The 7,272-nt window shown below is 73.2% G+C and carries 7 protein-coding genes; all 7 read right to left on the bottom strand.

The features are described from left to right. Positions 1-68: 68 nt before the first annotated feature. Genes JHL17_RS11970 through JHL17_RS11940 form a run of 7 tightly spaced genes read right to left on the bottom strand, consistent with a single transcriptional unit; the run spans position 69 to position 7,258 of the window. Positions 69-317 (bottom strand): hypothetical protein, encoded by a 249-nt coding sequence (locus JHL17_RS11970; protein ID WP_200193349.1) that lies wholly within the window; start codon positions 315-317, stop codon positions 69-71. Next, complete coding sequence (locus JHL17_RS11965; RefSeq protein WP_200193347.1) at positions 317-2,494, bottom strand: chemotaxis protein CheA; 2,178 nt, start codon at positions 2,492-2,494, stop codon at positions 317-319. The genes JHL17_RS11970 and JHL17_RS11965 overlap by 1 nt, the downstream gene beginning before the upstream one ends. Beyond that, positions 2,491-2,901, bottom strand: coding sequence for a response regulator (locus JHL17_RS11960; protein ID WP_200193345.1), 411 nt, complete (start codon positions 2,899-2,901; stop codon positions 2,491-2,493). The genes JHL17_RS11965 and JHL17_RS11960 overlap by 4 nt, the downstream gene beginning before the upstream one ends. Continuing rightward, positions 2,898-3,776, bottom strand: a complete 879-nt coding sequence (locus JHL17_RS11955; RefSeq protein ID WP_200193344.1) for a CheR family methyltransferase — start codon at positions 3,774-3,776, stop codon at positions 2,898-2,900. Before JHL17_RS11955 ends, JHL17_RS11960 begins: the two co-directional genes overlap by 4 nt. Continuing rightward, entirely contained in the window at positions 3,773-4,468 is a 696-nt protein-coding gene (locus tag JHL17_RS11950) for a HEAT repeat domain-containing protein (protein WP_200193342.1), read from the bottom strand. The genes JHL17_RS11955 and JHL17_RS11950 overlap by 4 nt, the downstream gene beginning before the upstream one ends. Positions 4,469-4,478: 10 nt before the next feature. Further along, positions 4,479-5,603 carry a chemotaxis-specific protein-glutamate methyltransferase CheB gene (gene cheB / locus JHL17_RS11945; RefSeq protein WP_200193664.1) on the bottom strand — a complete coding sequence of 375 codons (1,125 nt, stop codon included), beginning with the start codon at positions 5,601-5,603 and terminating at the stop codon, positions 4,479-4,481. A 20-nt stretch (positions 5,604-5,623) separates the two neighbouring features. After that, positions 5,624-7,258 carry a chemotaxis protein CheW gene (locus tag JHL17_RS11940; RefSeq protein ID WP_200193341.1) on the bottom strand — a complete coding sequence of 545 codons (1,635 nt, stop codon included), beginning with the start codon at positions 7,256-7,258 and terminating at the stop codon, positions 5,624-5,626. Positions 7,259-7,272 lie beyond the last annotated feature (14 nt).

The following is a 7,272-nucleotide window of genomic DNA, read 5'->3' as shown; positions in this document are numbered from 1 at the left end:
GGGGGGGGGGGGGGGGGGGGGGGGGGCGACGCGGCGGCCCTTGGCAAAAATTCTGAGATGCATCCCCCTCACCCCGCCCCTCTCCCCAGGGGGGAGAGGGAGATGACGCGCGCCAGGAACGCATCCTCCGGCCCCGCCGTGACTGCCGGCCTCGCCGCCAGCAACAGTTGCAGCAGTGCGGTGTGAAGTTCCGTACAGGCGGACAAATCCACGCGCGGTGCGGCCGTCGCCTCCAGCCACTCGGCGAGCGGCAGGGTGTCCTCCACCGTGCAGGCGGCCTCGAAGCAGGCGAGGTCGGCGTCATAGCGGATCGGCATCACAGCAACTCCCGCAAATCGAGCACCAGGATCAACCGGCCGTCACCCAGCACCGCCGTTCCGGCATAGCCGCGCAACCCCCGCAGCACCCCGGTCATCGGACGCAGCACCACGTCGGCCCGCTCGCCGACATCGTCCACCGCGACCGCGACCGGGCCGTCGCCCAGTTCGGCCAGCACCACGCAGTCGTCGGCGCGCGCCCTCTCGTCCTCCGGCTGGCCCAGCAGGCGGCGCAGGCGGACCAGCGGCACCACCCGGTCACGCAGCACGACGCTTTCCGCCCGCTTCACCGCACGGATCTCGCCCCGCTTCACCCGTTGGACACCGCCGACCAGAGCCACCGGGATGCCGTAGAGCGATCCCGCCGCCTCCACCACCACGACGCGGGTGATGCTGAGCGTCAGCGGCAGCAGCAGGCATACCCGCGTGCCGTTGCCGGGGGTCGAATCGATCTCCACCCGGCCGCCGGCCCGCTCCGCCGCCGCACGCACCGCGTCCATGCCGACACCGCGGCCGGACAGCTCGGACACGCTGCCTGCGGTGCTGAAGCCGGGGGCGAAGACCAGCCGCACCGCGTCGGCGTCGCTCAGCGCAGCGGCGGCGTCCGGATCCAGCAGCCCCTTGGCGACCGCGGCGCGGCGCATCGCCGCCGGGTCGATGCCGGCGCCATCGTCCGACACCTCCACAACCACCCCGCCCTTGTCCTGGAAGGCGCGGACCCGCAGCGTGCCGGCCGGCGGCTTGCCGGCGGCGGCCCGACGCTCCGGCATCTCGATGCCGTGGTCGAGCGCGTTGCGCACCAGATGCAGCAGCGGCTCGCCCAGCACGTCGAGGATGTCCTTGTCGGCCTCCGTCTCCGCCCCTTCCAGCACCAGCTCGACCGTCTTGTCCAGCCGCCGGGCGGTGTCGCGCACCAGCCGCGGCAGCGGGTCGAAGACACGGGCCAGCGGCAGCAGCCGCAGCCGCAACGCCGCGTGGCGGAGGTCACCGACCAGACTGTCCACCCGGGCGGCAAAGGCCTTCAGATCGCGGGCCATCTCGCCATCCCCGGCACGGCGGACCAGCGGACCCAGTTGCCCCTTCACCACCGACAGCTCGCCGACCAGCGCCATCAGCGCGTCCATCCGCTCCGGCTCCACCCGCAGGGCGCGGCGCGGCGCGGCGGAGGGAGCGGAGGGACGCGGCTCGGAAACCGCCGGCGTTTCCCCCGGTCCATCGGCCAGGAAGCGGCGCAACGACCCGACATCGCCGCAGGCCGCCGCGACGGCGGCGCGCTGGGTCGGACGTCCCAGCGCCGTCAGGATCGCGGCGACCGCCCGCGCCACCGCGGCGCGGCGGGACTCGCGCTCGGCGGCGCTGCCGGGCAGGTCGAGGATGCGCGTCTGCTCCTCCAGCATGGTCGCCGCCAGGGAACCTTGCGCTGCCGCCGCAGGCGGCGTGAAGGCGGGAGACAGCGTGACGCTGCCGGTCCGCACCTGGTCGGGCACGCTGCGGAAGGCCGGCGTCACCGCCTCCACGGCTGCACCGCTCAGCGCGCGGAAGCGCAGGACGCAACGGTAGGGGTCCATCTGCGCCAATGGCGGCAGCGGATGCGCCGGCTCGATCCGCAGCAGCCGCAGGTCGGGCACCCGGCGGAACAGCGCCAGCGGATCGTCGCCGGTGAAGAAACAGTCCGGATCGGGCGTGTAGTCGATGGCGGTCAGCGTGCCCTCGCCCGCCGCCCGCCGCTCCTCGTCCGTCAGCCCCGCCACCCACGGGAAGGCCTCCACCTCTCCGCCGCCGGCAGCAGCCCCGTCCGCAGGCCCGCCCGACAGCCCGCGGGCCAGCGCCTCCGCCGCCTCGCCGGCATCGGCGGGCAGCGTGCCGGCTTCCTCCAGCGCCGCTACCCAGCGCGCGCACTGGTCGAGCGCGCGGAACAGCCGGTCGGCCAGATCGGGTGTCATGCCGCGCCGGCCGTCGCGCAGCAGCGACAGCGTGTCCTCCCCGGCATGGACCAGCCGGGTGAAGGGCGCCATGTCGAACAGGGCGCTCGACCCCTTCAGCGTGTGGAAGGCGCGGAACAACTCATCCACCGACGCGCGGTCGGCCGGGTCGCGCTCCAGCGCCAGCAGGGCGCCGCCGGCGGTCTCCAGCAGTTCCTGCGCCTCGACGATGAACTGGTCGAACAACTCGCTCATGGCGCGCCCTCCCCGCCGAGGGGACGCCCGGTCAGCAGACGTGCCGCCTCCACCAGCACCTCCGGCCGCGGCGGCTTCACGATGTACCAGTTGGCCCCGGCCAGCAGGGCCTGCTCGCGGTCGCTGGCCTTCGATTCGGTGCTGATCATGATGGCGGGCACATCGCGCAAGCCCGGGTCGCGGCGCAGGACGCGCAGCATGGTGTAGCCGTCCATCTTGCGCATGTTGACGTCGACGATCACCAGATCGGGCGGGGCGGCCATCGCCCGTTCCAGCCCCTCAATGCCGTTCACCGCCTCGTCGACCACGAAGCCGTCGGCCTCCAGGACGCGGCGGCTGAAGGCGCGCACCGTCACGGCGTCGTCCACCACAAGAACGCGCGGCCCGCTCCCATCGGTTCCAGTCACGGCACACCTCCGTCCATCGGCTTCTGGTAGAGGATGGCGTCCGGAAAGCGGCGCGGAACGAACAGCGAGGACATGCGGCTCATGCTTTCCGAATGGCCGAGGCAGACGAAGCCGCCCGGCGCCAGGGCATCGTGGAACATGCTCGCCGCCTCCCGCCGGCCCAGGTCATCGAAATAGATCAGCAGGTTGCGGCAGAAGATCACGTCGATCCCGCGAAACGCCCGCACCTGCTGCGGATCGGCGATGTTGACCAGCGAGAAATCGACCGACTCGCGCAATTCCTCGACGATCTGCCAGCGCGGTCCCCCGGCCACCGCCGTTCCGCGCAGGGACTGGAAATATTTGGCGCGCAAATGGGCCGGCAGCCCTTGCAGGGCGCGCTCGTCATAGATGCCCTCGCGCGCCCGCTCCAGCACCGCGCTGTCGATGTCCGAGCCCAGCAGCTCAATCTCGTAATCGTCCACCCGGCCCCAGCTTTCCAGCAGCATGATGGCGATGGAATAGGGCTCCTCCCCGGTGGCGCAGCCGGCCGACCAGATGCGCAGGCGCGATCCCTTCGGCCGCCCCCGCACCAGTTCGTCCAGGACGGAATTCACCAGGCAGTCGAACTGGTACTTCTCGCGGAAGAAATAGGTCTCGTTCACCGTCATCAGGTTGACGAGGCGCTGAAGCTCCTCCCCCGACGCCTGGAAGCGCAGCAGATTCATATAGGCGCGCAAGTCCGTCGCACCGACCGCCTGCATGCGGGCGGCGACGCGGCGATCCACGAAATAGCGTTTGGCCTCGGTGAAGGACAGGCCGGTGCGGTCCCGCAGGAATCCGCACAGGGTCGCGTAATCCTCCGGGGACAGGCCTTGCGGCTCGGCATCGTTCACCAGGGCTCATCCGCCGCGGAAGCTGGGCCATGGAAGCTGGCGCGGGCGGCATCGACGGCGAAGGCGACGAAAGCGTCGTCGGGAAAGCGGCGGGCCAGCGCCTCCAGGCTGGTCATCGCCTCCGGACTGCCAGCCTCGGCCAGCGCCTCCACCGCGGCGAGGCAGACATTCACGTCCGTATCGCGCTCCATCACCGCCTTCAGCCAGTCGGCGCCTCCCGGATGGGCGAGGCCGCCCAGCCCCTGCACCGCGAAGATGCGCAGATCGGCGTCGGCATGGTCGAGCAGCGGCAGCAACGCCGCGGCGGCGACCTCCGCCGGCATCTGCTGCAGGCTTTCCAGCACCGCGTTGCGGAGTGCCGCATCCTCGCGGTCGAGGAAGGGGACCAGCGCCGCCGCCGCGTCGGGCGTGCCGATCCGGGCGAGCGCGGTCAGGATGGCTTCGCGCACGCCAGCGTCGCCCTCCGCCTGAAGCCGGCGGGCAAGCGCGGCTTCCGCGCCGGGGAACGCGGCATGGCCCAACCCGTGCGCGGCGTCACGGCGGACCGAGGCGTCGGCATCCTCGATCGCCGTCAGCGGATCGCGCCGGCCATCGGGGATCGCCGGATCGGAGATCGCCCGAGCGGACGTTGCCGGAGCCGACGGTGCCGGGGCAGTCTCCGGAGCGGCCTTCTTCTTCTTCACCAGTCCCATGGCATCCCCCCTACTCCACCCCCCATTGCATCCCGGGCCGCCGCGCGGCGGGCATCAGCCAACGGGTCAATTGGCCGGCGATCCGGTCCGACGGCAGCACGACGCTGGCCCCGCCGCGCCGGATCAGCTCCTGCGGCATTCCGAAGACGACGGCGCTGTCCTCCGACTCCGCGATGGTGCGGCCGCCGCGGGCGTGAAGTTCGGCCATCGACACCGCCCCGTCATTGCCCATTCCGGTCAGCAGCACCCCCATCAGCCGGTCGGGCGGCAGCAGCCGCATGGCGCTGACCACCAGCCGGTCGGCATTGGGATGCCAGGGCCGGTCGGGGGCGGCCGGCACGCAGACCGCCTGCAGCCGGCCGCCGCGCCGCGCCAGTTCGATGTCCGCGCCGCCGCGGGCGATGCAGGCCATGCCCGGCTCCAGCACCGTCGCCCGCTCCGCCTCCACCACCCTCAGCGCGCACAGCTCGTCGAGCCGCCGCGCCAGCGTGGCAGTGAAGGTGGGAGGCATATGCTGCGCCACCACCACCGGCCAGGGAAAGCCTGCCGGCAGCAGCGGCAGGATGTCCTCCAGCGTGCTGGGTCCGCCGGTGGACACGCCGACCAGCACCACCCCCTCGCCCTCCCCGCCCGTCGGCGTCGCCGCGGCGGGCGGCGCCACCTGCGGCACCGCGGCGGGGGCGACGAAATCCTCCCCGGCGATGCGGGCGCGGGCCAGCCGCAGCCGTTCGCGCAGGCCCCGCACCCGGCGCGGGCGGGAGGACGCCGCGGCCCGCACCGTCTCCACCAACTCCTCGCCGATGCGGCCGATGGAGCCGGCGGCCGGCTTCTGCACCGCCTCCACGGCCCCCAGCCGCAGCGCCTCCAGCGTCTCCTCCGCCCCCGCCCCGGTCAGGGCGGAGACCATGACGACCGGCTTGGGATGCTCCACCATGATGCGGGCAAGGCAGCTCAGCCCGTCCATGCCGGGCATGGTGACGTCCAGCGTCACCACGTCCGGGTCGACGACCGGCAGGCGCGCCAAGGCCTCCTCCCCCGTCGCGGCGGTCTCCACCCGGAACCCGGCCCCGCCCAGCAGGTCCGCGATGCGCCGGCGCATCAACGCGGAATCATCCACCACCAGCACCGTCAGCACGCCGTCCCCCGATCCAGTCCTCACGGCGGAGCAACGAGCAGGTCGGCCAGTCGGTCCATGTCGAGCAGGCTGTCCGCATCCATCAGCAGGATCAGGCGGGCGCCGCTGCCGGACTCCAGCGTGGCGACCCGGCGGATCAGCCGGCGCTGCGCCGCCGACACCACCGGTGCCGGACCGATCCGCTCCGGCGGAACCGTCAGCAGGCCGGACAGCCCGTCGACCAGAAGCCCGACCAGAAACCCGTCCCGCCCGACCACCACCACCCGCCCGCGATCGAGCCCGGCGGCAGGGCCGGTCACGGACTCGCCCGTCGCCGATTGCCCCGTCGCGGGTTGGGCCGCCGGCAGGTTCAGCAGCCGGCGCTGGTCGATCAGCGGCAGCACCTCGCTGCGCAGCGTGAGCACGCCGGCGACGAAGTCGGGGGCGCCCGGCAGCGGCGTGACGCTGTCGGGCCGGCGCAGCACCTCGCGCACGGCAGCGACCGGCAGGCCATATTCCGCCCCGGCAAGGTGGAAGACGACGAACCGCTCGCCGATGCCGCGACCTCCGCTTCCGCCCCGCCCGCCATCCGCCGGCGAAACCGGATCCATTCCATCCCCCTCTCTGCCGGCGACCTTTCGACCCAAGTCGGAAGCCAGCGCCGCGCCATGGCGGAACAGCCTCTCCGCCGACAGCACCGACACCAGCCGCCGCCCGCGACCATCCCCGCCGTCGGCCCGGGCGATGCCGTCCAGATCCTCGAACTCCGGTTCGCGGGCCAGCAGCGGCGGCACCGGGTCGATCAGCGCCGGATCGAGCCGCAGGATCTCGCGGACCTCGTCCACCAGCACGCCGACCGGCGCCTGCGCATCCCCGGAACGCACCACGACGACGCGGCGCCCGGCCGCCTGTCCGCCGGCACCGTCCAGCCCGAACAGGGCGCGCAACCCGACCAGCGGCAGCAGCCGGTCGCGCACCGACATCACGCCCAACAGATGCGCCTTGGCCCGCGCCATGCGGGCGACCTCGCGCGGAGCCGGCAGAACCTCGCGCACGCGGTCCACCGGCAGGGCGAACTCCTGCCCGGCGACCTCGAAGACCAGCAGGGCTCGGCGGTCGAGTTCGCCAGCGCCGCCCGCCGCGGCCGCCGTCGCAAGCCCAAGCCCGGCCATCCCCCGGTCCGTCCGCCCCGGCTCCGCCTCCACCATATCGCCGAACTGCCGGTCGATCAGCGCGTCGAGCTTCAGGATGGTCGCCGGGCCGTCGAGCAGCAGGCCGTCGAGCATGGCGGGGTCGAGCCCGCCCTCCTCTTGCGTCACCGGCTCGATGCGGTCGGGATCGCAGCGCAAGATGCCGGCCATCGCGTCCACCCGCAGGCCGACCGGCTGCCCGCGGTGCCCGACCACCACCACCCGGGCCTCCCGGCCGCCGGACGCCCCCCCCTCCGGCGACCTGGCCCCCAGCGACTTGCAGAGATCGAGCACCGGCACCGCCTCGCCATGCCATTGCGCCAGCCCGTCGAGGCTGGGCGGCCCCAGCGGGATGCGGACCAGGTCCGGCGGCCGGATCACGGCACGAACCGCCGACAGCGGCAGGGCGAGGCGCAAATCGCCGACCGCCACCGTGACGAAGGCGAGGCCGGCATCCGCCTCCCCAACCGCCTGTCCTGTCGCCATCTTTCCTGCAGCCG

The sequence above is a fragment of the Azospirillum endophyticum genome, from assembly GCF_016595245.1.
In the GTDB taxonomy this organism is placed as follows: Bacteria; Pseudomonadota; Alphaproteobacteria; order Azospirillales; family Azospirillaceae; genus Azospirillum; species Azospirillum endophyticum.
The sequence above is the reverse complement of the archived record's forward strand: the minus strand, read 5'-3'. Positions and strand labels throughout refer to the sequence as shown.

What these genes read in the sequence shown, in the direction of transcription:
- JHL17_RS11940 (WP_200193341.1), bottom strand. Translation starts at nt 7,258, where the DNA reads ATGGCGACAGGACAGGCGGTTGGGGAGGCGGATGCCGGCCTCGCCTTC.
- JHL17_RS11970 (WP_200193349.1), bottom strand. Translation starts at nt 317, where the DNA reads ATGCCGATCCGCTATGACGCCGACCTCGCCTGCTTCGAGGCCGCCTGC.
- JHL17_RS11965 (WP_200193347.1), bottom strand. Translation starts at nt 2,494, where the DNA reads ATGAGCGAGTTGTTCGACCAGTTCATCGTCGAGGCGCAGGAACTGCTG.
- JHL17_RS11950 (WP_200193342.1), bottom strand. Translation starts at nt 4,468, where the DNA reads ATGGGACTGGTGAAGAAGAAGAAGGCCGCTCCGGAGACTGCCCCGGCA.